We start from the raw sequence: 22,220 nt of genomic DNA on the forward strand, positions 1-22,220 counted from the left end.
ACTCGTCGCGTCAACGCGGTCCGGTGGCCGCGGTGGCATACGGGGTCGGTCTAGCCGCTCCGACTCCGCCGCAGGACGCTGGCGCAGCCGCCGATCACCGAGAGCGCCACCGCACAGGAGAGCGAGATGGTCACGGCCCGCTCGGCCCCGAGCCCGTGGGTCAGGCCGAAGATCACCGCCACCAGGGCCGCGCCGAGGGACTGCCCTGTGAGCCGCGCCGTCGACTGCATGCCGCTCGCCCCGCCGGCCCGCTCGCGCGGCGCCGAGGTGACGATGACCTTGTTGTTGGGCGACTGGAACAGGCCGAAGCCGAGGCCGCACAGGGTCAGCCGCCAGACGATGTCGAGGGTGGCGGGAACCTCTGGCAGGAGCGTCACGCTGACGAGCCCGGCTGCCATCATGGCCAGCCCGATACCGCCGAGGATACCGGGCGGGTAGCGGTCCGCGAGGCGGCCGGAGATCGGTGCCATCGCGGCGACCGCGATCGGCCATGGGGTGAGCAGGAAGCCGGTCTGGGTGCTGGACAGGTGGAGAACGTCCTGGAAGTAGAAGGGCAGCGCCACGTAGGAGACCATCTGGGCGCAGAACGAGGCGACCGACGTCGCCATCGACAGGGCGAAGGCGGGGATCCGCAGCAGGTCGACCGGCAGGAGCGGGGCAGGCAGCCGGATCTGGCGCCGCACGAACACCGCCCCGACCACCAGGGCGGCCGCGAGCTCGACGGCGGCGACGCCCCGGCCCTCCGCATCGCCGAGCCCGTCGATCCCGATGATCAGCAGGCCGAAGGTCAGCGCGTTGAGCACCGCGCTCACGAGATCGAACGGGCGGCCGCTCGCCGGTGTGACCGGCAGGGTCCGGGACGCCACCGCCAGGGCCAGCAGGCCTACGGGGATGTTCACGAGGAACAGCCAGGGCCAGGTCGCCACCGACAGGATCGCGGCCGCCACGGTCGGACCGGCGGCCGAGGCCACCGCCACCACCAGCGCGACGTTGGCGACCCCCTGGCCGATCATCCGGTGCGGGTAGATGAAGCGCACGAAGCCGATGTTGACGCTCATGATCGCCGCGCCCCCGAGACCCTGGACGATCCGGGCCGCGATCAGCAGCGGCAGGTTAGGCGCGACCGCGCAGGCGAGGGAGGCGGCGACGAACACCGCGAGCCCCGGCAGGTAGACCTTCCGGAAGCCGAAGATGTCGCCGAGGGCCGCGAAGGGCAGGAGGCTGGCCGTGACGGCGACCTGATAGGCGTTGACCACGAAGATCGCGTCGGCCGGCCTGACCGCGAGGTCCTTCGCCATCACGGGCAGCGCCACGTTGACGATGGCCCCGTCGAGGACCGCCATGGTCATGGCGAGCCCGATCGCCGCCATGGCGAGGACGCGCTCGCGCGGCGGCAGGCCGTCCTGGACGGGCCCCTGTGCGGCGCCCTGGGGATGACCCGGCGCGCTGCCTGTCGGACCGGGCGGGACCTGCGCCATGGGTGCGCGCTCCTGCGGCGTCCCGGCGGGTCCGTGACGTCGATGGCTGGAACAATCCGCGCACGGGACGCGCCGCGGAGGCTGCTCCCTATGCGCAGGCGTGGAGGCCCGTCGAGGGGCGCCGTGTGTCCTATGTCACCGCGCGGGCAGGTTTGTTCGTGCGGACGCGCGCGGCGCGGATCAGGCGCAGGCCCGGGCGTCGCCGCGCCCGGTCGGGGTCAGGCCAGCATGTAGGTGAGCAGGGAGCGGAGCTGAGCCGGCTTGATCGGCTTGTGCACGAGTTCCGCGCCGGCGGCCGTCACCCGATCCTCGACCGCGCCGGAATGGTCGGCGGTGGTGACGATGACCGGGAGCGGGTCGGATCGCAGCCCCCGGAGATAGGCGGCCACGTCGAGGCCGCAGGCGCCGTCGTCGAGATGGTAGTCGAGCACCAGGATGTCCGGCGCCCCGGCGCCCGCAGCGACGGCGGCCTTCACGCCCGCGAGGTCGCGGAAGGTCGAGACCCGCGCATCCCAGTTCTGGAGCAGGCGCGCGAGGGCGTCGGCCGTCGAGGCGTCGTTCTCGACCACGAGGACGTGGGCCCCCGAGAGCCGGGTCGCCACCGGGGCGGGCGGGGCGGCGGCGGCCGGAATTGCGCTCAGGGGCAGCGTCAGCGCCACCCGGGTGCCGTGGCCGACCCGGGAGCGCAGCCGCAGGGGATGATCGAGGGCCAGGGCCATGCGGCGGACGATCGACAGGCCGAGGCCGAGTCCCGGCTCCTCGCCGCTGCTGGGCCGGTCGCCGCCCCGGAAGAACTCGTCGAAGACGAGCTCGCATTCCTCGGCGGCGATGCCGCAGCCCGTGTCGGTCACCTCGATCCGGACGCCGCCGGAGCGGCGCCGGGCCGCGAGGACGATCCCGCCGGCGCGGGTGTAGCGGACGGCGTTGGAGACGAGGTTCTGGAGGATCCGCTGCAGGAGCACCACGTCGCTGGTGACGGTAACCTCCGGGCAGTGGACCGACAGGCGCAGGCCCTTGCGCTGCGCGAAGGGCTCGAAGCTCTCGGCGATTCCCGCCAGCAGGTCGGGCAGGAAGACGGGCTGGACCTGCGGCCGGACGATCCCGGCATCGAGCTTCGAGATGTCGAGCAGCGTCTTGATCAGGTCCTCGATGGTCTGCAGACCCCGCTCCACCTGTCCGGCGATGGCGCGCGCGTCCGGCGGCACGTCGAGGTCGGCCAGCGCCGAGATCGACAGGCGGGCGGCGTTGACCGGCTGCAGCAGGTCGTGGCTCGCCGCCGCCAGGAACCGCGTCTTCGAGCGGTTGGCGGTCTCGGCCTCCTCCTTCGCGGCGGCCAGCGCCTCGTTGGAGCGCTCCAGCCGGTGCATCAGCCCGGTCAGCTCCTCGGTGCGGGTGCGGACCCGGCCCTCGAGCATGATCGCCGTCTGGAACAGCGAGTAGGCGCTGCCCCGCTGGTCCATGGAGCGCTCGACATGGGACATCAGCGCGGCGTTGATCCGCTCGAGCTTCTCGATCCGCCGGTGCAGGGACGCGTCGGTCTCGAGGCCGTTCGGGTGCAGGGTCACGACGCGGCCGGGGCGGGGGCCGCGGCCGGCGCGCCCGCAGCCAGGGTCTTGCCGATGGCGATGCCCGTGAAGGTCTGGTTCAGGTGCATCGCCCGGTACTGCTCGCCGAAGGTCTCGAAGCCGACGACGTTGTAGCGGCGGTAGAGATCGGCGATCCCGTGGCGCACCTGCCGGCTCTCGGCGTCGAGGCGGCGGAGCACGCACTCGAAGCCGATGATCAGGTCGACGCCGCCGAGCACGGCGTCGAGGCGCGCCAGCTCCGCCCGGGTCGAGGCGACGATGTCGCGCGGCTCGGCGAGGGTCAGCACCACGCCCTCGTCCACCGCGCAGAAGAAGCTGAGCGAGCCGTCCTCGTTCATCCGCCGGATCGAGCGGCAGAAATACTCGCCGCCGACCTTCACGGCGAGCGGGTAGGCGGCGAAGCTCATCGGCGACAGGCCCTCGGGGTCGAGGCCGATCGCCATCGCGTATTCCCGGGCGGCCGGCTCTGCGTTGAGCTCGTGCACGGTGCGGCGCTCGCCGTCCGAGGCGGTGACCACGAACTTGGTCCGCGTCGGCTCGAAATTGTCGCTCTTGAAGATCTCCACCGAGAAGTCGGTCTCGACGAGCACCAGGACCGCTGCCTTGCGGTGGATCTTCCCCCCGTGGAGCATGACGGCGTCGCGGAAGCGCAGGTCGTCGCCGGCCGAACCGCCGACGATCGGGATGCCGTCGAGCGCCCAGGCGATGGCCGAGACCACCGTCTCCTCCGCATTGGCAAGCCCGTCGATCAGCGACAGGGCGAAGCGGTGGCCCGTGCCGGCCGCGTCGACCTCGCGGCACCGGTCCAGCGGGTCGAGGGTCCGGCGCAGCGCCCGGACCGCCGAGGCGGTCCGCTCCACGTCGAGGTGGTCGATCGCGTCGAGGACGGTCGAGACGATCCTGAAGCGCTCGGCCGGGAACGCGATGACGACGAGCCCGCGGTCGAGGCCGCCGGCCGGGGCGATGCCGCCCGACATCGAGCAGCCGGCCACCGGCACGCCGGGGAACCGGGTCTCCAGCGCGCGGGCCAGGATCTCGGCATCGTAATCGGCGGAGAAGAAGGCGACGACTTGCGACAGGGCGGTGTCACCGACCGCTCGCGCGACCTCCGCGGCCGCCTCGGCGGCCCCGGCCGCGCCCGTCCAGGCCGTCCAGATGCCGCACAGATGGCGGCGCACTCCCGATCCTTGAGCCACGTTCCATCCCCTGCGACCCCCTCGGCAGGCTTGGCGCCCGCTCTTCAGCGTCTCGCGCGGAGTATGTCGTGCGCAACCGAGCGGTGCAACGGGGCGTGTTGGCCCCCCGAGGCCGGCCCGAGCGCGAGGCCGGGCCCTGGGATGGGCGCTCACTTCATGCAGGCGTCCTCGGCCTTCTCGAAGGCCGCGGGCTTGGCCTCGTGGTCCGCCGGCCGGCCGCGTCCGACCGCCCCGTCCGAGCGGGCGCGGAGATAGGTGTAGATGTCCGGCAGGTAGCACATGACGTTCTTGTTCTCGCCGAAAGCCGGCATGACCAGCTCCTGCGAGGCGTTCACGTCCCGCTTGCCGCCCACGACGATGCCGGCGAAGTGCGCGTAGTCCATGCCCTTGAGGGCGTCGACCAGGGAGGGCGCGTAGGTCGAGCCCAGCCCGTCCGGCCCGTGGCAGGCCAAGCAATTCGCGCTGTACCGCACGTAGCCGGACATGGTGTACCAGTCGACCTTCTTGCCGTTCTCCGTGATGTGGTAGGTCGGATCACCGTTCTTGTCGGTGTACTGGCCGTCCTGGACCTTGGCCGGCTGCGTCGGTCCCTCGCTCTTCAGGTCGGCCGCGGGCGGGACCGCCGTCGGGGCCGCGGCGGAGGCCGGCAGCATTCCCAGGGTTCCTGCTGCGAGTCCGGCCAGGACGAGGCTGGCCACTCTCTCTGCAACGCACCGCATCCGTCTTCCTCCTGCCGCCCACAGGCTTCTTCTCGGTGGCGCGGCGCCGGGATAACGGCGGATCCCGGCCGAGAACACCTTGGTGCGCCTTCACGTTTTCGCGCACGGCCCGGAAGCGTCACGATGACCGGCCGGGAGTGCGCTTATCCGCGTTGCGCACAGCATTAACCTTTTGTTAATCGGCGGATTGCCGCCGGCCCGCCGGCGTGAGAGCTTTCGTTAACGAGAGCTTAACGGTTGGGTCCCGGCGATGCGGTTCGCGGTTTCCATGATGCAGGGACTGGTCCAGGGACCCGCCTCGCGTCGGCTCTCCCGGGGCCGCCGGACGGCCCTGGTCGCCCTCGCGGCCGTGGTCGCGGGTCTCGCCGCCCCGGCCCAGGCGCAGACGCTGGCGAGCCTGCCCACCGAGGCCGGCGCCCGGGTGCAGGGTGACGCCAAGCCGATCGCGGCGTGGGTGACGTTCTGCCAGACCTACGCGGCGGAGTGCGCGCTGGACCGGGGCGAGCCGGCTCGGATCAGCCTGACGCCCGCGACCTGGGCGACGATCGTGTCGGTGAACCGGCGGGTCAACAAGGCGATCGAGCCGATGACCGACCAGGATCACCTGCACGTGGCCGACCGCTGGGATCTGGCCGAGGACGGCATCGGCGACTGCGAGGACTTCCAGCTGCTCAAGCGCCACCTGCTGGTCGAGGCCGGTCTGCCGCGGCGGGCGATGCGCATGACCGTGGTGATCGACGAGAAGGGCGAGGGCCACGCCGTGCTGACCCTGATCACCGACCGGGGCGACCTGGTGCTCGACAACAAGACCAACGCGATCGTGCCCTGGCACAAGACCGGCTACGTGTTCATCAAGCGCGAGAGCCAGGACGCCGTCGCCTGGGTCTCCCTCGGCGGTGTCACCTCCCCGGTCACCACCGCCAACCGGTGAGCACGGCACGCGGCCGGCCGTGGAACGCGCGCCGCGGGCGCCGTTCCTTAACGGATCGCTAACCCTGCGGCGCCACTCTGTCGGACGACGGAGTGCCCCAACGATGCCGCGAGCCCGCCACGTGACGCCGGTCCCGGTTCTCGCGGTCGTCCTCGTGGCCGCTGCCTGCGGCACCGCGCGGGCCGCGAGCGAGACCGAACTCCGCCACGCCGCATGGCGCGACTGCGTCGGCCGCAACTTCCGGATCCAGGCCGCGCTGACCGACCGGGATCTGGCCGCCGACGCCGCCTTCCGGGCTTGCCGCACGGCCGAGGACGCCTATCTCGCAACGCTCGCGGCCTCGCCGCTCCTCGACGGCGACGACGTCCTTCGCGCGCGGCCGCTCCTGGCCGGCCGGATCCGGGCCTGGCTCATCGGCGATCGCGGCTGATCGCGGCCGCGGCCCGGAGCGGCGAGCGACATTCCCAAGCGCCGCGGGGGCGAGCCCCTCGGTGACGCGAGACCGTCAGGACGCGACGCTTCCGCCTATGGCTTCAGGCGCGCCTTGATCCGCCGGGTCAGCCCGTCGCGGACGTCGCGGTAGGCGTCGAGGCGCTGCTCGCGGGACGCATCCTGCAGCAGCGTCGGGTCGGGCGTCGGCCAGTACTCGACATCGGCCGCGAGCGTGTGCGTCAGGTCCAGCGCGCGGTGGTGCGCCTCCGGCGCGAGGGTGATGATCAGGTCGAAGTTCAGACCCTCCCAGTCCTCCAACTCCTCGATGGTCCGCGGGCGGTGCCGGCTCGCGTCGATCCCGACCTCGTCGAGGGCCGCGACCATGAACGGGTCGGTGGGCTCGCCCGAGCGGACCCCGGCCGACTGCACGTAGGTCGACTTGCCGAAATAGGCGCGCGCGATCGCCTCCGCCGCCACGGAGCGCACGGCGTTGTAGTTGCACATGAACAGGACGGACTGCACCCGCCGCTTCTTCGGAGAAGCGTCGGGAGGAGGCTCGGGAGCGGGCTCAGCCATTCGCCGGTCGGCGCGGAGGGCGCCTAGCCCTTCCAGTGCAGCGCGAAGATCAGGGTGAACAGGCGGCGCGCCGTGTCGTGGTCGAGGTCGACCTTGCCCTCGAGCCGCTGCTTGAGCGTGTCTGAGGCCTCGTTGTGCAGGCCCCGCCGGCCCATGTCGATCGCCTCGATCTGCGACGGGGAGGCCGTGCGGATCGCGTTGTAGTAGCTCTCGCAGATCATCTCATAGTCGCGGATCACCCGCCGGAACGGCGTGAGCGACAGGAGGTGCGTCATCACCGGCTCGCCGTCCACCGTGGTGATGGCGAAGGACAGCTTGTTCTCGACGAGGCCGAGCGTGAGCGTGTAGGGACCCTCCCGCCCGGGGATCGTGAAGGAGTTGTCCTCCAGGATGTCGAACAGGGCGATCGCGCGCTCGTGCTCCTGATCCGGATTGCCGCGGGCGATGGACGCCTCGTCCAGGCTCACCTTCGCGAGGCGGTTCGGCCCGCGCTGCTTCTCCGCCATCCCCAAAACCTCACAGGTTCAACCGGATCGCGACGGAGCGGGCGTGCCCCTCCAGGCCCTCGGACCGGCCGAGGTTTATCGCTGCCGGGCCGAGCGCCCGCAAGCTCTCCGGCGTGCAGGCGAGGATCGTCGTCCGCTTCATGAAGTCGAGCACGCCCAGCCCGGACGAGAACCGGGCGGAGCGGGCTGTCGGCAGGACGTGGTTGGGACCGCCGACATAGTCGCCGATCGCTTCCGGGGTGTGCGAGCCGAGGAAGATCGCGCCGGCATTGCGCACCTTGGCGGCGAGCGCCTCCGCGTCCTGCGTCTCGATCTCCAGATGTTCGGGGGCGAGGCGGTCGACCAGCGGCACGGCCTCGTCGAAGGTGCGGACCCGGATGACGGCGCCGTAGTCGCGCCAGCTCGCCCGGGCGATCTCCCGGCGGGGCAGGGTGGTCAGCGCGCGCTCGACCGCCTCCTCGACGGCGCCGGCGAGTTCGGCGCTGTCGGTGATCAGGATGGCCTGGGCGGCCACGTCGTGCTCGGCCTGGGCCAGCAGGTCGGCGGCGATCCAGTCGGGGTTGGCGTGGCCGTCCGCCAGGATCAGCACCTCGGAGGGGCCGGCGATCATGTCGATCCCGACCTGGCCGAAGACCCGGCGCTTGGCCGCCGCCACCCAGGCATTCCCGGGCCCGACGACCTTGGCCACGGGGGCGATCGTGGCGGTCCCGTAGGCGAGGGCCGCGACCGCCTGGGCACCGCCCACCCGGTAGACCTCGTGGACGCCGGAAAGCTGCGCGGCGGCCAGGACCAGCGGGTTCATCTGACCGTCCGGGGTGGGCACCACCATGACGAGGCGCGGCACGCCGGCGACGCGGGCGGGCAGCGCGTTCATCAGCACCGAGGAGGGGTAGCTCGCGGTGCCGCCCGGGACGTAGAGCCCGACCGATTCCAGGGCCGTCCAGCGCCAGCCGGCCGTGACGCCGAGGGCGTCGGTGGCCCGGTGATCCGCGGGCCTCTGGGCCCGGTGGAAGCTCTCGATCCGCTCGGCGGCGAGGCGCAGGGCCTCCAGCGAATCCGGCGGGCATGCCGCGACGGCGGATGCGATCTCTCCGTCCGTGACCCGCAGGTTCGCCGCGGAGAAGTCGGCGCCCAGCCTGTCGAAGCGCCGGGTGAAATCGACCAGCGCGTCGTCACCGCGGGCGACGACGTCGGCGATGATGCCGCGCACCGCCTCGTCCACGTCCTCGGCGATCTCGCGCTTCACCGTCAGGAGGCGCGCGAAGGCGGCGGCAAAATTCGGATCGCTGCTGTCGAGCCGGACCATCGGGAAGCCTTCTGTCTCGCGTCAGGCCGCCGAGCCGGCGGCCGTATCGGTGTCGATGTCGTGCCCGGGACGGTTCGCCGATTCCCAGACCGGGCCGAGATCCTTCATCCGGACCTCGATGCACTCGACCTCCAGCCGCAGGGCCGCGCCGCCGGAGAAGACGAGGTCGATGTGCCCGGAGGGCGCGTCCGTCGGCTCGAAGGTGAGGGCGAGGAGGCTCATGGGCGTGGCGTCGACCGGCGTGAGGCCACGGCTCTTCACGCCCAGCACGCGCTCGACATGCAGGCCGGCGAGGCGCCGGCGCGGCGGGGCGTTCGGCGTCCAGTCGAAGCGGCGCGCGGCCATGAGGAAGCGGTGCTCGCCGGCGAGGTAGGTCAGGTCCTGCGGCCGCAGGATCGCGTCCTGCAGATGGGCCGAGATCACGGTCAGGTCCTCGGTGTCGAGGGCGGCGAGCCTGAGCAGCTCCATGCAGAGGGTCCTCGGGGAATACGGGGCGCGGGTCGGGCGGCGAGGGCCGGCCCGCGGCACGGCGTAGGTAGCGGCGGAGCCCCGTTCGGGCAACGGCTGGTCTGGGGATCGCGATCCCGAGCCGGCACAGGCTCGGCCCAGCGTCGCCGTCTAGATGCGTCGGCGGACGAGCCGGGGCAGGGTCTCACATGGCCGCATTCACCGAGCGCGCGGTTATGGCGCTGCTGGCCATCGGGCTGCAGGCGGCCGGATCCGCCGTCGCGCAGGTCGGCCCGGACGCGCGGCCCTACCTCTACGGCCGCCCGGCGCCGGACCGGGATGTCTACGCACCGCCGCCGCCCGGCGGGCGGCGGCGGTGCGTAGACATCCNGTCGCCTCCGCCCGCGGATGACGGGTACGGCTGGCGTCCGCCCCCGCCGCCGGGTGACGATGCGTACGACGGGCGCGCCCCGCGCTGGCGCGGCGAGTTCGGGCGCCGGTGGGACGACAGTGTCTGCGTGACGGCCCGCGGCACGTGCATGGTGCGCCCGGCGCCCCCCAACGCGCCCTGCGGCTGCGAGATTCCCGGCTTCGGTTACGAGCGCGGGCAGATCGAGGACTGAGCCTCGGGTGCCGCCGCGCCGGCCGGTTCGGACCGAGCGCTGCCGCTCAGGCCCGGACGCGCTCGATCTGCGCGCCGCAGCGGCCGAGCTTGGCCTCCAGCGCCTCGAAGCCGCGGTCGAGATGGTAGACCCGGTTGATCTGGGTCTCGCCCTCGGCGGCGAGGCCGGCGATGACGAGGGAGACCGAGGCGCGCAGGTCGGTCGCCATCACGGGGGCGCCCTTCAACCGGTCCACGCCCTCGACGATGGCGAGGTCGCCCTCCAGGCGGATCTTCGCGCCGAGGCGCGCCAGCTCCTGCACGTGCATGAACCGGTTCTCGAAGATGGTCTCGCGGATGTGCGACTGGCCCTTGGCCAGCGTCATCAGCGCCATGAACTGCGCCTGGAGATCCGTGGGGAAGCCCGGGAACGGGTCGGTGGTGACGTCGACCGCCGCGATGCCGGCGCCGTTGCGGCGGACGCGGATCCCGCCCTCGACCTGGGTGATCTCCGCGCCCGTGGTCGACAGGACGTCGAGGGCGGAGTGCAGGAGGTCGGCCCGCGTATCCTTGAGCACGACGTCGCCGCCGGCCATGGCCACCGCCATCGCGTAGGTGCCGGTCTCGATCCGGTCGGGCAGGACCTCGTGGCGGGCGCCGTTCAGGCGGGCCACGCCCTCGATCTCGATCCGCGGCGTGCCGGCGCCGCGGATCTTGGCGCCCATCTTGTTCAGGCACTCCGCGAGGTCGACCACTTCCGGCTCGCGGGCGGCGTTCTCGATCACCGTGGTCCCGTAGGCCAGGGCGGCGGCCATCAGCGCCACGTGCGTGCCGCCCACCGTCACCTTCGGGAAGGCGATCTCGGCGCCGCGCAGGCCGTTCTTGGTCTTGGCGACGACGTAGCCGGCGTCGATCTCGATCGCGGCCCCGAGCTTCTCCAGGGCCATGATCAGCAGGTCGACCGGCCGGGTGCCGATGGCGCAGCCGCCGGGCAGCGACACCTTGGCCTCGCCGAACCGGGCGAGCAGCGGCGCGACCACCCAGAAGCTCGCCCGCATGGTCGAGACCAGCTCGTAGGGCGCCGTGGTGTCGATGACGTTCGAGGCGGTGAGCCGGATCGTCTGGCCCGTCTCGGTGGTCTGACCGGGGCGCTTGCCCACGACCATGTGGTCCACGCCGTGGTTGCCGAGGATCCGCGTCAGTGCGGCGATGTCGGCGAGCCGCGGCACGTTGATCAACTCCAGCGTCTCGCCGGTGAGCAGGCTCGCGATCATCAGCGGCAGAGCCGCGTTCTTGGCGCCCGAGATCGGGATCACGCCGTTGAGCGGCGCGCCGCCGGTGATGTGGATGCGGTCCATCGTATGTCCTCGGGCGGCGCACCCGCGAGGGCGCGCGGCCGGCCGTGCTGATCGCGGGCGCGGCAGCGCCCAGGCTTGGCCGTGCCCTATAGACCGGATTTGTCGGAATCAGGACTGCTTCCGTCGGTTTCGCGCGTGCAGGACTGGTCCGCGCCCGAGGACGGGCTCGCCTCGGCCCGTCCGCGACCCTGCGCCTTGCGGCGGCGCAGGTTCTGGCGCAGCGCGGCCTTGAGGCGCTCCGCGCGCTCGTCCTTCGGGCCCGTCACGGCGCGACCCTTGGTCGCCGCAAGGTCGGGGCGGGGCGGTCCCCGCCGGATGAGCCGTCAGCGGATGGAGACATGAGCTGTTACAGGGGGCGGGAGCCGAGTTCGGGGTGGGAAGATCCTGCCGGACGCTAGCGGGTTCACGCGGGCCTCTCAACGGATGCAACGCTGCGATGTCGGAACCTTACCTTGAACCAGTTCCAGATCCGCGCGTATCTTGCGGCCCTCACGCGAAGGACTGGACCGAGGCCGGACCTCGATCGCGGGCCTGAGACGCCGCTCATCGCGCGGTGTCGCCCGCTCGGCCGAACACGCGAAGGACGCTCGATGACCGTCACCCGGATGCCCAGCACGATGCTCGCCCAAGCGGGATCGACGCGCGCCGGATCCGGCTACGAGCGCTACTTCCGGGGCGCGCTGGACCAGTTGCACGGGGAGCGTCGGTACCGGGTGTTCGCCGACATCGAGCGGATCTCGGGGCGTTTCCCGACCGCCAAGTGGCGCCAGCCGGACGGCAAGACCACCGAGATCACCGTCTGGTGCTCCAACGACTACCTCGGCATGGGCCAGCACAAGGAAGTGGTCGCCGCGATGACGGAGACCGCCGCGCGCTGCGGCGTCGGCGCCGGCGGCACCCGCAACATCGCCGGCAACACCTCGCCGCTGGTCGACCTGGAGCGCGAGCTCGCCGATCTGCACGGCAAGGAGGCCGGCCTCGTCTTCACCTCCGGCTACGTCTCCAACCAAGCCGGCATCTCGACCATCGCCAAGCTGATCCCCGACTGCCTGATCCTGTCGGACGCCTTCAACCACAACTCGATGATCGAGGGCGTGCGTCATTCCGGCTGCGCCAAGACGATCTTTCGCCACAACGACCTCGCCCACCTCGAGGAGCTGCTGCGGCAGGCCGGCGACCGGCCCAAGCTGATCGTGTTCGAGTCGGTCTACTCGATGGACGGCGATGTCGCGCCGATCGGCGCGATCTGCGATCTGGCCGAGCGCTACGGCGCGATGACCTACCTGGACGAGGTCCACGCCGTCGGCCTCTACGGCCCGCGCGGCGGCGGCATCGCCGAGCGCGACGGCGTCATGCACCGGGTCGACGTGATCGAGGGGACCCTGGCCAAGGGCTTCGGCTGCGTGGGCGGCTACATCACCGCCTCGGCGGCGATCTGCGACGCGGTGCGCAGCTTCGCGCCGGGCTTCATCTTCACGACGGCGCTCCCGCCGGCGGTGGCGGCGGCGGCGCGGGCCTCGGTGCGCTACCTGAAGCGCTCGAGCGCGGAGCGCGAGGCGCACCAGCGCCAGGCGGCGGCCACGAAGGCGGCGCTGAGCGCGGCGGGTCTTCCGGTCCTGGAGACCGAGACGCACATCGTGCCGGTGATGGTGGGCGATGCCGAGCTGTGCAAGGCGGCGGCGGACCATCTTCTGGAGCACCACGCGATCTACATTCAGCCGATCAACTACCCGACCGTGCCGCGCGGGACCGAGCGGCTGCGGATCACGCCGTCGCCGTTTCACGACGCGGCGCATATCGAGCGGCTCGCCGCAGCTCTCGGCGAGACCTGGCAAGCCCTGGACCTGCCCCGCGCCGGTACCGTCTTCGTCGAGGCCGCCGAGTAGGATCCGCGCCGCCTTCCGGCGACAGGCTGTGCTGCGGGCGCCCGTCTCTGCGAGCAGGGCGAAGCAACCCAGGGATGCCACATCCGCCGACGGCCCGATGCCCTGGATTGCTTCGCTCCGCTCGCAGCGACGGGTGCGGCGGTGTGCTGAGGTCGGCCTGACCGCGCAGGCTGCGCGCTGAGGAAGCCGCCCGCGCTCCCCGCATGTCCCGTCCCCATCTCGTCTTTTCCGGCGCCGACCTGTAACGACGGCGCCAATCCTCCCCTGTGAAAAGTCCGACCATGATCTCCTCACCCCTCATGACCGTGATGGTCGATGCCGTGCGCAAGGCCGCGCGCGGCCTGCGCCGCGACTACGGCGAGGTCGAGAACCTGCAGGTCTCGCGCAAAGGTCCGGGTGACTTCGTGTCCGCGGCCGATCGCAAGGCCGAGGAGGTACTGCGCGACGCCCTCATGAAGGCGCGTCCCGGCTACAGCCTCGTGCTCGAGGAGAACGGGATCATCGAGGGAACCGACAAGAGCCACACCTGGCACGTCGATCCCCTCGACGGCACGTCGAATTTCCTGCACGGCGTGCCCCATTTCGCGGTCTCGGTCGGCCTCGAGCGCGAGGGCCAGATCGTGGCCGGCGTGATCTTCGACCCGATCAAGGACGAGCTGTTCGTCGCCGAGCGCGGCAAGGGCGCCTACCTCAACAACCGGCGCCTGCGCGTCTCCGGCCGCCAGGACATGGCGGACGCGCTGGTCGGCTACGGCACGCCGTATCTCGGTCGCGGCAGCCATCCGCGCCTCCTGCGCGAGCTCGGCGCCGTGATGGCGGTGGCCGGCGGCACCCGCCGGATGGGTTCGGCGGCCCTCGACATGGCCTACGTCGCCTGCGGGCGCCTCGACGCCTACTGGGAGCGCGACCTCCAGACCTACGACTTCGCCGCCGGCGTGATCCTGGTGCGCGAGGCGGGCGGCTTCGTGAGCTCGGCGGACGGCGCGGCCGAGCCGCTGGCGCCCCGCTCGGTGGCCTGCGGCAACGAGGGGCTGCACCGGGAGCTCGTCGCCATCCTCAAGAAGGTCCAGGCGGCCTGAGCGGCCGCGAACTGGTCAGCGCGGCGGGCTTCTGCTTTAAGCCCGCGGTTCCTCACGGAAGGCCGAACGCATGGAAGCCCGCCGCCACGTCGCGCTGAAGGAATCGGTCCGCTCGATTCCCGATTACCCGAAGCCGGGAATCATCTTCCGCGACATCACCACCCTGCTGAGCGACCCGCGCGCCTTCCGGCGGGCGGTGGACGCTCTGGTGCATCCCTTCGCCGGCGGACAGATTCACCAAGTGGCCGGGATCGAGGCCCGGGGCTTCATCCTGGGCGGGGCCATCGCGCACCAGCTATCCTGCGGCTTCGTGCCGATCCGCAAGAAGGGCAAGCTGCCCCACAAGACCGTCTCGATGGCCTACGCCCTCGAGTACGGGACCGACGAGATCGAGATCCACGTCGACGCGGTCCGGCCGGGCGACAAGGTGCTGCTGGTCGACGACCTGATCGCCACCGGCGGCACCGCGATCGCGGCCGTGAACCTGCTCCAGAAGATCGGGGCCGAGATCGTGGCCGCCTGCTTCGTCATCGACCTGCCCGAGATCGGCGGCGCGCAGCGTCTGCGCGACCTCGGCGTCGAGGTGCGCACCCTCATGCAGTTCGAGGGTCATTGAGGCTCGCGAAACGTTGACTTCGCGGGGACCATCCGCCATAAGCCCGCCACTCGCGACGTGGCGCCCCGCATGGGCGCCCTTCGTGTTTGCAGACAACCAGGACGCGTGAAGGTCGGGTGCAGCATGAGCTGCCCGCGAGCGCGCCTCGACCTTTGAAGGCTCTGAGCCATGAAGAGAACCTACCAGCCGAGCAAGCTCGTCCGTAAGCGCCGTCACGGCTTCCGTGCGCGCATGGCCACCGCCGGCGGCCGCAAGGTCATCGCGCGCCGCCGCGCCCACGGCCGCAAGCGCCTGTCGGCCTGAGGCCCGATCCTCGCCGGCGCGGACGCCTCACGCATCCGCGCCACGAGGCAAGCGGTATCGGCCGGGATCGAACCATCGATGGCGACGATCGAGCGGCTCAAGAAACGACCCGACTTCCTGGCGGCGGCCGAGGGGCGTCGCTTTCACACCGAGCGCATGACCGCGCAGGGGCGTCTTCGGGCTCCGGACGTCTGCCCCGGCCTTCGTCTCGGTTTCACGATCACGAAGCGTGTCGGCCACGCGACGGAGCGGAACCGCATCCGGCGCCGCCTCCGTGCGGCCCTGGATCTGGTCGCGTCCGATCTGCCGGGCGACCTCGCCGGCCTTCCGGCCGATATCGTGCTGATCGCCCGCCGTCCCGCTCTGGTGGCCTCGTTCGAGACCCTCGCCGAGGATCTGCGCCGCGCGATTCCCGCGGTGACCCGCCCGGCGGTGCCCCGCGGGGACAGACCCTCCGGCCGATCCGGTGGTCGGCGCGCGAAGTCGTCGCCTGACACGATTACCTCTCAGACCTCCACTCTCCCGCACGTAGCCGGCTGCGCCCGCGCGCAGGCGGCCCCACCCGGCGGTGCCGACATCGGCCCGTCGCAGGGGTGCGACAGAGATCCCCGAATCACAGGCGCGCGCAGGCCCTCCCGGGCCGGCGACGATCCTGTTGCCACTCCGAACGCGTGCGGCGGTGTCCCTGATGGGCAATGACAAGACGAACATGTTCGTGGCCATCGGCCTGTCGCTGCTGGTGCTGCTCGGGTGGCAGTACTTCGTGGCCGGCCCGCGCATGGAGCAGCAGCGCCAGATCGAGGCGCAGAACAAGGCCGCCCAGCAGCAGCCCCCGGGCGTGACCCCGGACGGCGTGCCCTCGCCCTCCCCGAAGGAGGGCGGTCCGGCGGCGCCCGCGCCCGGCACGTTGCCGACCGCCCAGGGCGGCCCGGTCTCCCGCGAGGCGGCCCTGGCCCGCTCGCCGCGCGTCCGGATCGAGACCCCGGCGCTCTCGGGCTCGATCGCTCTGAAGGGCGGCCGGGTCGACGACGTCTCGCTCAAGAACTACCACGAGACCATCGACCCCAAGAGCCCCGAGATCGTGCTGTTCTCGCCGGCCGGGACCGAGACGCCCTACTACGCGGAGTTCGGATGGGTCGGCGCCAATGCCGGTCCCCTGCCCACCAACGACACGCTCTGGACCAGCGACGGCAAGACGCTCTCGCCGGGCATGCCCGTCACCCTGACCTGGGACAACGGTGCCGGCCTCGTCTTCAAGCGGATCATCGCGGTCGACGACAAGTACATGTTCACGATCCGCGACGAGGTCGAGAACAAGGGCACGGGCGCGATCACGCTCTACCCGTACAGCCTCGTCTCGCGCTGGGGTAAGCCGCACACCCAGGGCTACTACGTCCTGCACGAGGGCATGATCGGCTATCTCGGCAACGACGGCCTGCAGGAATTCACCTACGACAAGCTCGCCAAGGAGGGCGCCTACGGCGGTGCCAACACCAAGGGCAAGGCCTGGACCGGCGTGACCGGCGGCTTCGTCGGCATCACCGACAAGTACTGGGCGGCGGCCGCGATCCCCGATCAGGACACTCCCTATACCGGCGCCTTCACCGACCGGACCGACGGTGCCACCAACGTCTACCAGGCGAGCGTGCGCGGCGACGCCGTGAACCTCGCCGCCGGCGCCTCGGCCACCGCGACGCAGCGGCTGTTCGCGGGCGCCAAGGAAGTCAACGTCATCAACAACTACGAGAAGGACCTCGGCATCAAGCACTTCGATCTGATGATCGACTGGGGCTGGTTCTTCTTCATCACCAAGCCGATGTTCCGGGCGCTGGACTTCTTCTACCACCTGTTCGGCAATTTCGGCGTGTCGATCCTGGTGGTGACCTTCTGCCTGAAGCTGCTGTTCCTGCCGATCGCGAACCGGTCCTACGTCTCCATGGCCAAGATGAAGGCCGTGCAGCCGGAGATGGCCGCCATCCGCGAGCGGTACAAGGACGACCGCATGAAGCAGCAGCAGGCCACGATGGAGCTGTACAAGAAGGAGAAGATCAATCCGGTCGCCGGCTGCTGGCCGGTTCTGATCCAGATCCCGGTCTTCTTCGCGCTCTACAAGGTCCTGTTCATCACCATCGAGATGCGCCACGCGCCGTTCTTCGGCTGGATCCACGACCTCGCGGCGCCGGATCCGACGAGCATCGTGAACCTGTTCGGCCTGCTGCCGTTCCCGGCGCCCGACTTCGTGCATCTGGGTGTCTGGCCGATCATCATGGGCATCACGATGTTCGTCCAGATGAAGATGAACCCCGCGCCGCCGGACCCGGTCCAGGCGCAGATCTTCACCTTCATGCCGATCGTGTTCACCTTCATGCTGGGCTCGTTCCCCGCCGGCCTCGTGATCTACTGGGCCTGGAACAACACACTGTCGGTGATCCAGCAGTACATCATCATGCGCCGCAACGGCGTGAAGGTGGAGCTTTGGGACAATCTCCGCACCACGTTCAAGCGCGGCGGCACCAAGGCGGCCGCTACCAAGAGCTGACGGGCGAGACGCCGTGAGCGAGACCCACGACGACGCGGCCGACCTCTTGGAGGCCGGCCGCCTTCTCTTCGCCGGCCCCGCCGACTTCTACGCGGCTGCCCAGGTCCTCGACCGGCTGCCGCCCATGGAGGGTGTCGAGATCGCCTTTGCGGGCCGCTCGAATGTCGGCAAGTCCAGCCTGATCAACGCGCTGACGGGCCGCAACACCCTGGCGCGGACCTCGCACACGCCGGGGCGGACGCAGCAGCTCAACTTCTTCCGGATCGGCGAGCGCTTGTCGCTGGTCGACATGCCCGGCTACGGCTACGCCGCCGTCGAGAAGGCCAAGGTCGAGGCCTGGACCCGGCTGATCCATTCCTACCTCAAGGGCCGCGCGAACCTCGCCCGGGTGTTCATGCTGATCGACGCCCGGCACGGCTTCAAGTCGATCGACACCGACGTGCTCGACGGTCTCGACAAGGCCGCAGTGAGCTATCAGGTCGTGCTGACCAAGGGCGACTCCCTGAAGAAGGGCGAGGTCGCGAGCCGCATCGCCGGGATCGAGGCGGGTCTCGCCAAGCGGCCGGCCGCGTACCCGCAGGTGATCCTCACCTCGAGCCGGGACGATTCCGGGGTGCCGGATCTGCGGGCGGCCATCGCCAAGCTGCTGGCGGAGCGGAGCGCGTGAGGCTTACGGGCGTCGACCGCGCGCTCGCGGCGCTCGCCGGCCTCGCCGGGCTGCTCGGCGTCGCGCTGAGCGCCGCCGCGGCGCACATTCAAGGCGCGGATTCGCTGAAGACGGCGGCGCAGTTCCTGCTGTTCCACGCGCCCGCCATCCTGGCTCTGGTCGGCCTCGGGGCCGCGGGCCTCGTCCGGGCCGGCCTCGCGCGCGCCGCGGCCGGGCTCCTGGTCGTCGGCCTGACGCTGTTCTGCGGCGACCTCGCGGTGCGCACGTGGCTCCAGCACCCGCTCTTCCCCATGGCCGCGCCCACCGGCGGCTTCGCCCTGATGGGCGGCTGGCTCGCCGGGATCCTCTGCGCGCTGGTGCCGGCGCGGCGCGCCGTCTGACGGTTCCGACCGGCGGCTTGCCTCAGGCTGCTCGCACCTGCAGGAACTCCAGGGCCGGCCCCTGCGCGTCGGAAAAGACCCCCGCGGTGAGCGCCCCGCCGTAGACCGCGGCGGTGTCGAGGTTCGTTCGGAACCGGCGGATCTCGGGACGCCCGCTCCTCTGCGGCGTGTGGCCGTGGACCACGTGGCGACCGAAATCGTGGTCGCCCTCGAGGAACGGCTCCCGGATCCACAGGCGATCGTGCGCGTCCGACTCGAGGGCGTCCGCGCCGGGCCGCAGGCCGGCATGCACGTACCAGCGGGCGCCGTCACCGTGCAGGGTCGGAAGCGCCTCGATCCAGTCGAGGGTGTCCCGGGGCAGGCCGGCGGGATCCCGCGCGCCGAACGAGTCGAGCGTCGCCTCGCCACCGTTGTACATCCAGTGCGCGGCCGCGCCCTCGGTCTGGAGTGCGTCGAGCAGCATCCGCTCGTGATTGCCCATCAGGCAGACGACGCGCTCGGGTTCGGCCCAGTTCAGACGGCTCACGGTGCGGAGCACCGCGGCGCTGTCGGGACCGCGGTCGATGTAGTCGCCGAGGAAGACCAGCCGGTGGGCGCGGTCGCCCGCATGGTCGGCGATCCGCTCCAGCAGCGCGTCGAGGAGGGCGGCGCAGCCGTGGACGTCGCCGATCGCGTAGGTGAGGGGGCCGGAATCCATGGCGCCATCGTCCACCCGGGCGCCGCGCTCCGCAAGGGCGCCCGGATCGGCGCGCTACGCCGCGAGCGCGCGCATCTCCGCGATCAGGTCCGACTTGCCCTCGAAACCGATGCCCGGCAGGTCCGGCATGGTGATGTGGCCGTCCTCGACCCGCACCCCGTCGGGGAAGCCGCCGTAGGGCTGGAAGAGGTCCGGGTAGCTCTCGTTGCCGCCGAGGCCGAGGCCGGCCGCGATGTTGAGCGACATCTGGTGCCCGCCATGCGGGACGCAGCGCGAGGGCGACCAGCCGAACTCGGCCAGCACGTCGAGGGTGCGCAGGTATTCCACCAGTCCGTACGACAGGGCGCAGTCGAACTGCAGCCAGTCGCGATCCGGCCGCATGTTGCCGTAGCGCAGGAGATTGCGCGCGTCCTGGTGCGAGAACAGGTTCTCGCCGGTGGCCATCGGCCCGGGATAGTAGGCCGCGAGCGCCGCCTGAAGCGCGTAGTCGAGCGGGTCGCCCGCCTCCTCGTACCAGAACAGAGGGTACGCCCGCAGCATCCGGGCATACGCGATGGCGGTCTCGAGATCGAAGCGGCCGTTGGCGTCCACCGCGAGGCGGCCCCGTCCGTCGATCTCGGCGAGCACCGCCTCGATCCGGCGCCGGTCCTCGTCGATCGGCGCGCCGCCGATCTTCATCTTCACGACGGTGTAGCCGCGGTCGAGATAGCCGCGCATCTCGGCGCGGAGGGCGGAATCGTCCTTGCCGGGATAGTAGTAGCCGCCCGCCGCGTAGACGAAGACCCGCGGGTTGGCGGCGACGCCCTTCCGCTCGGCCAGCATCCGGAACAGCGGCTTCCCGGCGATCTTGGCCGCCGCGTCCCAGACCGCCATGTCGAGGGTGCCCACCGCCACCGAGCGCTCGCCGTGGCCGCCGGGCTTCTCGTTGCGCATCATCGCCGCCCAGATCCGGTGCGGATCGAGGTTGTCGCCCGGCTCGGTCAGGAGGCTGGCCGGATCGGCCTCCAGGATCCGGTCGCGGAAGCGCTCGCGGATCAGGCCGCCCTGGCCGTAGCGGCCGTTGGAGTTGAAGCCGTAGCCGACGACCCGCCGGCCGTCGCGCACCACGTCGGTGACCACCGCGACGAGGCTCGTGGTCATCTTCGAGAAGTCGATGTAGGCGTTGCGGATCGGCGAGGCGATCGGCTTGGTGACCTCGCAGACGTCGACGATGCGCATGGCTGTCTCCCCGGTGAGCCCCGGTGCCATAGCGTCGCGCGCATCCGGGCAGCCAATGCCGTTTCCAGCGCGCGCGATGCGCGAACGGCATCGGCGCCGTCCCGCCGGAGAGGCCTGCCATGGATCTGGACTGGGTGAGGGATTTCCTCGCGCTCGCCGAGCACCGGACTTTCTCGCGGGCCGCCGAGGCTCGGCACGTGACGCAGCCGGCCTTCAGCCGACGGATCCGCGCGCTGGAGGAGTGGGTCGGGACGCCGCTGTTCCTGCGGAGCGCGCAGGGAGCGAGCCTGACCGCGGCCGGAACGCGCTTCCAGTCGCACGCCGACGACCTGGTGCGGAGCCTGGATCGGGCGCGCCGCGAGGCTCGGGAAGCCGGCGCGCGCGCGGATGCGAGCCTCGCGATCGCGGCCACGCACGCGCTGTCGTTCACGTTCTTTCCGGGCTGGATCCGGCAGCACGCGCCCTTCGAGACGCTCGGCGCCCTCAGCCTGATCTCGGACAGCATGGCGGCCTGTGAGGCGATCCTGCTGGCCGGCGAGGTGCACCTGCTGCTGTGCCACCACCGCGCGGACCTTCCCACACGCCTGGACGATGGCCGCTGCGAATCCGTGCGCGTCGGAGCGGACAGCCTGGTGCCGCTCTGCGCGCCGACGCCCGAGGGGGCGCCGCTCTGGCCCCTGACCGGGGCGGTGCGTCACCTCGCCTACGGCGAGGCCTCGGGGATCGGCCGGATCCTCGCGGCGAGCGGGGTGGCGGCCGGCTACGAGCCGGCCTTCACGTCGCACCTGGCGGCGACGCTGATGACCATGGCTCAGGGAGGCGACGGTGTCGCGTGGCTCCCGGTGACGCTCGCGGAGGCGGCGATCGCCCGGGGCCAGCTCGTCCGGGCAGGTCCGGACGAGCTGGACGTCCCGGTGGAGATCCGGCTGTACCGGGCGCGGGAGAGCCGCGGCGGCGCGGCCGATGCCCTGTGGCGGCGCGTGCGCGCGCCCGAGCATGACCGGACCGTTCAGCCCTTCGCCACCCGGGCGTAGCGGCCGTCGTAGCGGCCGGCCCGGATCTGCTCCAGAACCTCCGCCTCGCGGGCCGCCTGAGCCCGCACGGCGTCGAGCAGGGTCGCCGCGTCGGCGGACGGGAAGGACACGACGCCGTCGGCGTCGCCGACCACCACGTCGCCCGGGTTCACCGTCCAGCCGCCGACGCAGACCGGCACGTTGATCGCGCCGGGGCCGGTCTTGAACGGGCCCCGCGGTGTCGCGGCACGGGCGTAGCAGGGGAAGTCCGCGCCCGCGAAGGCCGCCGTATCGCGCACCGCACCGTCGATCACGAAACCGGCCACCCCCCGGCTCTCGGCGATGGCCTTCATGATGTCGCCGACCAGCGCGCGGCCCGTGTCGCCGCCGCCGTCGACCACGAGCACGTCGCCGGGGCGGACCTCCTCCAGGGCCTGATGGATGGCCAGATTGTCGCCACTCCGAACCCGGACCGTGAACGCCGTGCCGATGAGCGGCCCGCCGCGATGGAACGGGCGCAGGCCGGTCAGGACCGGCATTCGCTCCAGGCAGTCGCTGATCGTCGCCGTCGAGACGTCGCGGAAGGCTGCCAGCACCACCGGGTCGACGGCGGGCGGCGGCGGATTGCGGGTAATGGCGGACATCGGCGTCGACGTCTCCCTGGTGTCATCCCCCCGCGGCGTCGC

At 71.5% G+C, this 22,220-nt stretch carries 24 protein-coding genes; 12 read left to right on the top strand and 12 right to left on the bottom strand.

Annotation, left to right across the window (positions count from 1 at the left end):
• Positions 1–50 precede the first annotated feature (50 nt).
• From MMR14E_RS20810 to MMR14E_RS20825, 4 genes are all read right to left on the bottom strand, one after another.
• Positions 51–1,478 (bottom strand): MFS transporter, encoded by a 1,428-nt coding sequence (locus MMR14E_RS20810; RefSeq protein ID WP_331316913.1) that lies wholly within the window; start codon positions 1,476–1,478, stop codon positions 51–53.
• A 218-nt stretch (positions 1,479–1,696) separates the two neighbouring features.
• Positions 1,697–3,043 (bottom strand): hybrid sensor histidine kinase/response regulator, encoded by a 1,347-nt coding sequence (locus MMR14E_RS20815; RefSeq protein WP_331316914.1) that lies wholly within the window; start codon positions 3,041–3,043, stop codon positions 1,697–1,699.
• Positions 3,040–4,242 (bottom strand): FIST signal transduction protein, encoded by a 1,203-nt coding sequence (locus tag MMR14E_RS20820; protein WP_331316915.1) that lies wholly within the window; start codon positions 4,240–4,242, stop codon positions 3,040–3,042. The genes MMR14E_RS20815 and MMR14E_RS20820 overlap by 4 nt, the downstream gene beginning before the upstream one ends.
• Before the next feature lie 167 nt (positions 4,243–4,409).
• Positions 4,410–4,979 carry a c-type cytochrome, methanol metabolism-related gene (locus MMR14E_RS20825; RefSeq protein ID WP_331316917.1) on the bottom strand — a complete coding sequence of 190 codons (570 nt, stop codon included), beginning with the start codon at positions 4,977–4,979 and terminating at the stop codon, positions 4,410–4,412.
• A gap of 250 nt (positions 4,980–5,229) precedes the next feature.
• Here MMR14E_RS20825 and MMR14E_RS20830 point away from each other — a divergent pair, with 250 nt between their 5' ends.
• Together MMR14E_RS20830 and MMR14E_RS20835 are read left to right on the top strand one after the other, a co-directional pair.
• The gene (locus MMR14E_RS20830) at positions 5,230–5,910 is read left to right on the top strand and encodes a transglutaminase-like cysteine peptidase (RefSeq protein ID WP_419539383.1); all 681 of its coding nucleotides are present in this window, start codon (positions 5,230–5,232) and stop codon (positions 5,908–5,910) included.
• A gap of 103 nt (positions 5,911–6,013) precedes the next feature.
• The gene (locus tag MMR14E_RS20835; RefSeq protein WP_331316918.1) at positions 6,014–6,340 is read left to right on the top strand and encodes a hypothetical protein; all 327 of its coding nucleotides are present in this window, start codon (positions 6,014–6,016) and stop codon (positions 6,338–6,340) included.
• Between the two features lie 95 nt (positions 6,341–6,435).
• Here MMR14E_RS20835 and MMR14E_RS20840 read toward each other — a convergent pair whose 3' ends face one another.
• The 4 genes from MMR14E_RS20840 to MMR14E_RS20855 are packed head-to-tail and all read right to left on the bottom strand — an operon-like array spanning position 6,436 to position 9,198.
• The gene (locus MMR14E_RS20840) at positions 6,436–6,918 is read right to left on the bottom strand and encodes a low molecular weight phosphatase family protein (RefSeq protein WP_331316920.1); all 483 of its coding nucleotides are present in this window, start codon (positions 6,916–6,918) and stop codon (positions 6,436–6,438) included.
• Positions 6,919–6,941: 23 nt separating this feature from the next.
• Positions 6,942–7,424, bottom strand: coding sequence for a UPF0262 family protein (locus MMR14E_RS20845; protein WP_331316921.1), 483 nt, complete (start codon positions 7,422–7,424; stop codon positions 6,942–6,944).
• A 10-nt stretch (positions 7,425–7,434) separates the two neighbouring features.
• Positions 7,435–8,730 (bottom strand): histidinol dehydrogenase, encoded by a 1,296-nt coding sequence (gene hisD, locus MMR14E_RS20850; protein WP_331316922.1) that lies wholly within the window; start codon positions 8,728–8,730, stop codon positions 7,435–7,437.
• Between the two features lie 21 nt (positions 8,731–8,751).
• Positions 8,752–9,198 carry a DUF2948 family protein gene (locus tag MMR14E_RS20855; protein WP_331316924.1) on the bottom strand — a complete coding sequence of 149 codons (447 nt, stop codon included), beginning with the start codon at positions 9,196–9,198 and terminating at the stop codon, positions 8,752–8,754.
• Between the two features lie 188 nt (positions 9,199–9,386).
• Between MMR14E_RS20855 and MMR14E_RS20860 the strand changes: the two genes are divergently transcribed.
• Positions 9,387–9,800 carry a hypothetical protein gene (locus MMR14E_RS20860; protein WP_331316925.1) on the top strand — a complete coding sequence of 138 codons (414 nt, stop codon included), beginning with the start codon at positions 9,387–9,389 and terminating at the stop codon, positions 9,798–9,800.
• A gap of 46 nt (positions 9,801–9,846) precedes the next feature.
• On the opposite strand, the gene murA is transcribed toward MMR14E_RS20860, so the two are convergent.
• Positions 9,847–11,136, bottom strand: a complete 1,290-nt coding sequence (gene murA, locus MMR14E_RS20865) for a UDP-N-acetylglucosamine 1-carboxyvinyltransferase (RefSeq protein WP_331293619.1) — start codon at positions 11,134–11,136, stop codon at positions 9,847–9,849.
• A 617-nt stretch (positions 11,137–11,753) separates the two neighbouring features.
• Here murA and hemA point away from each other — a divergent pair.
• The 8 genes from hemA (at position 11,754) to MMR14E_RS20910 (ending at position 18,606) form a co-directional block, all read left to right on the top strand.
• Entirely contained in the window at positions 11,754–13,022 is a 1,269-nt protein-coding gene (hemA, locus tag MMR14E_RS20875) for a 5-aminolevulinate synthase (RefSeq protein WP_026604818.1), read from the top strand.
• Between the two features lie 281 nt (positions 13,023–13,303).
• Positions 13,304–14,101, top strand: coding sequence for an inositol monophosphatase family protein (locus MMR14E_RS20880; RefSeq protein ID WP_331316928.1), 798 nt, complete (start codon positions 13,304–13,306; stop codon positions 14,099–14,101).
• Positions 14,102–14,171: 70 nt separating this feature from the next.
• Positions 14,172–14,717 (top strand): adenine phosphoribosyltransferase, encoded by a 546-nt coding sequence (locus tag MMR14E_RS20885; protein ID WP_331316930.1) that lies wholly within the window; start codon positions 14,172–14,174, stop codon positions 14,715–14,717.
• 168 nt (positions 14,718–14,885) lie between these two features.
• Positions 14,886–15,020, top strand: coding sequence for a 50S ribosomal protein L34 (rpmH, locus tag MMR14E_RS20890; RefSeq protein WP_007558110.1), 135 nt, complete (start codon positions 14,886–14,888; stop codon positions 15,018–15,020).
• A 78-nt stretch (positions 15,021–15,098) separates the two neighbouring features.
• On the top strand, positions 15,099–15,719 hold the full coding sequence (gene rnpA, locus MMR14E_RS20895) for a ribonuclease P protein component (RefSeq protein ID WP_331316932.1): 621 nt from the start codon (positions 15,099–15,101) through the stop codon (positions 15,717–15,719).
• Positions 15,709–17,559, top strand: a complete 1,851-nt coding sequence (gene yidC, locus MMR14E_RS20900; RefSeq protein WP_331316933.1) for a membrane protein insertase YidC — start codon at positions 15,709–15,711, stop codon at positions 17,557–17,559. Before rnpA ends, yidC begins: the two co-directional genes overlap by 11 nt.
• Positions 17,560–17,572: 13 nt before the next feature.
• The gene (gene yihA, locus MMR14E_RS20905; RefSeq protein WP_331316935.1) at positions 17,573–18,226 is read left to right on the top strand and encodes a ribosome biogenesis GTP-binding protein YihA/YsxC; all 654 of its coding nucleotides are present in this window, start codon (positions 17,573–17,575) and stop codon (positions 18,224–18,226) included.
• Positions 18,223–18,606, top strand: a complete 384-nt coding sequence (locus tag MMR14E_RS20910) for a DUF423 domain-containing protein (protein ID WP_331316937.1) — start codon at positions 18,223–18,225, stop codon at positions 18,604–18,606. Before yihA ends, MMR14E_RS20910 begins: the two co-directional genes overlap by 4 nt.
• A 22-nt stretch (positions 18,607–18,628) precedes the next feature.
• Here MMR14E_RS20910 and MMR14E_RS20915 read toward each other — a convergent pair whose 3' ends face one another.
• The gene (locus tag MMR14E_RS20915) at positions 18,629–19,303 is read right to left on the bottom strand and encodes a metallophosphoesterase family protein (protein WP_331316939.1); all 675 of its coding nucleotides are present in this window, start codon (positions 19,301–19,303) and stop codon (positions 18,629–18,631) included.
• Positions 19,304–19,357: 54 nt separating this feature from the next.
• Entirely contained in the window at positions 19,358–20,521 is a 1,164-nt protein-coding gene (locus tag MMR14E_RS20920) for a mandelate racemase/muconate lactonizing enzyme family protein (RefSeq protein WP_331316941.1), read from the bottom strand.
• 119 nt (positions 20,522–20,640) lie between these two features.
• On the opposite strand from MMR14E_RS20920, the gene MMR14E_RS20925 reads away from it, so the two are divergent.
• Positions 20,641–21,555 carry a LysR family transcriptional regulator gene (locus MMR14E_RS20925; RefSeq protein WP_331316942.1) on the top strand — a complete coding sequence of 305 codons (915 nt, stop codon included), beginning with the start codon at positions 20,641–20,643 and terminating at the stop codon, positions 21,553–21,555.
• Here the strand turns inward: MMR14E_RS20925 and MMR14E_RS20930 are convergent.
• Positions 21,531–22,178 carry an RraA family protein gene (locus MMR14E_RS20930; RefSeq protein WP_331316944.1) on the bottom strand — a complete coding sequence of 216 codons (648 nt, stop codon included), beginning with the start codon at positions 22,176–22,178 and terminating at the stop codon, positions 21,531–21,533. The two genes, MMR14E_RS20925 and MMR14E_RS20930, sit on opposite strands and share 25 nt — an antisense overlap.
• Positions 22,179–22,220: the final 42 nt, after the last annotated feature.

This window comes from Methylobacterium mesophilicum (genome assembly GCF_036441335.1).
Classification (GTDB): Bacteria; Pseudomonadota; Alphaproteobacteria; order Rhizobiales; family Beijerinckiaceae; genus Methylobacterium; species Methylobacterium mesophilicum_B.